The 1,465-nt window shown below is 62.3% G+C and carries 2 protein-coding genes; both read right to left on the bottom strand.

Going from position 1 to position 1,465, the window contains the following annotated elements:
- Positions 1-11 precede the first annotated feature (11 nt).
- Positions 12-221 carry a hypothetical protein gene (locus HX846_RS08270; RefSeq protein ID WP_017478782.1) on the bottom strand — a complete coding sequence of 70 codons (210 nt, stop codon included), beginning with the start codon at positions 219-221 and terminating at the stop codon, positions 12-14.
- A 320-nt stretch (positions 222-541) separates the two neighbouring features.
- Positions 542-1,465: amino acid aminotransferase (locus tag HX846_RS08265; protein ID WP_178965236.1), on the bottom strand; the 924-nt coding region annotated here is incomplete at its 5' end.

The raw sequence follows: 1,465 nt of genomic DNA, 5'->3' as shown, positions 1-1,465 counted from the left end.
TTTGATCTTTGTCAGCCGCCGAACTGGAAGGTGCCCATGGCCAGCTTGGCCATCAGGGCGCCGGCGCCCAGTTGCACCAGCCATAAGGCCAAACCACCGAGGAATACGCCGAGCGCGACTTGCAGCACCAGGCTTTTCTGGCGCTTGGCGGGTGGTGGGCGCGGGGTGAAGTGGTCCAGTTCGTCGCGGTCGGCACGCAGGTCCAGGTCGTCGTTTCTCATAGGATACTCAAGGGGAAGGGACTGTCTTGCTGTCAGTCTAGGGGCAGCGGACTGAAAGCAGCGAATTTTTAGGGGGGATGCACTCATCTATTGAAGCAATCTGCTCACCCTGTGGCGAGGGAGCTTGCTCCCGCTGGGGCGCGAAGCGGCCCCCATTCAGGCACCGCATTCATTCAGAAAGTTCACGGTGGCAGGTTTTTGGGGCCGCTGCGCAGCCCAACGGGGGACAAGCCCCCTCGCCACAGGTTCGGTGTTCACAAAAGAATGTTGCAGTAAAAAGGGGAAGCCACCGGCTTCCCCTTTTTTGTATCACAACAGGCTTACAGCACCTGAACGATGGCCTTGGTCACGGCATCAATGTTGTTCTGGTTCAACGCCGCCACACAGATACGGCCGGTATCCAACGCATAGATGCCAAACTCGCTGCGCAGGCGCGTCACTTGCTCAACGCTCAGGCCGGAGTAGGAGAACATCCCACGCTGGCGACCGACGAAGCTGAAGTCATGGCTCGGAGCAGCCTTGGCCAGGTCAGCCACCATCTGCTCGCGCATGCCGCGAATGCGCAGGCGCATTTCGGCCAGTTCCGCTTCCCACTGGGCACGCAGCTCAGGGTTGTTCAGCACCGCCGCCACAATCGCCGCGCCGTGGGTCGGCGGGTTGGAGTAGTTGGTGCGGATCACACGCTTGACCTGGGACAGGATGCGCGCGCTTTCTTCCTTGGAGTCGGTGACGATGGACAGGGCGCCCACGCGCTCGCCGTACAGCGAGAACGACTTGGAGAACGAGCTGGACACAAAGAAGGTCAGGCCCGACTCGGCGAAAAGGCGCACCGCAGCGGCGTCTTCGTCGATGCCGTCGCCAAAGCCCTGGTAGGCCATGTCGAGGAACGGCACGAGGTTTTTCGCCTTGACCACGTCCAGCACTTGTTGCCAGTCGGTCGGGCTCAGGTCGACGCCGGTCGGGTTGTGGCAGCAGGCGTGCAGCACGACGATGGACTGTGGCGGCAGGGCGTTGAGGTCTTCCAGCAGGCCGGCGCGGTTTACGTCGTGGGTGGCGGCGTCGTAGTAACGATAGGTCTGCACCGGGAAGCCGGCTTTTTCGAACAGCGCCTGGTGGTTTTCCCAGCTCGGGTCGCTGATGGCGACGACGGCGTTGGGCAGCAGTTGCTTGAGGAAGTCAGCGCCGATTTTCAGGGCGCCGGTGCCGCCGACCGCTTGGGCGGTGATGACGCGGCCGGAGCTGAT

This window comes from Pseudomonas sp. K5002, assembly GCF_013386655.1.
Taxonomy (GTDB): domain Bacteria; phylum Pseudomonadota; class Gammaproteobacteria; order Pseudomonadales; family Pseudomonadaceae; genus Aquipseudomonas.
The sequence above is the reverse complement of the archived record's forward strand: the minus strand, read 5'-3'. Positions and strand labels throughout refer to the sequence as shown.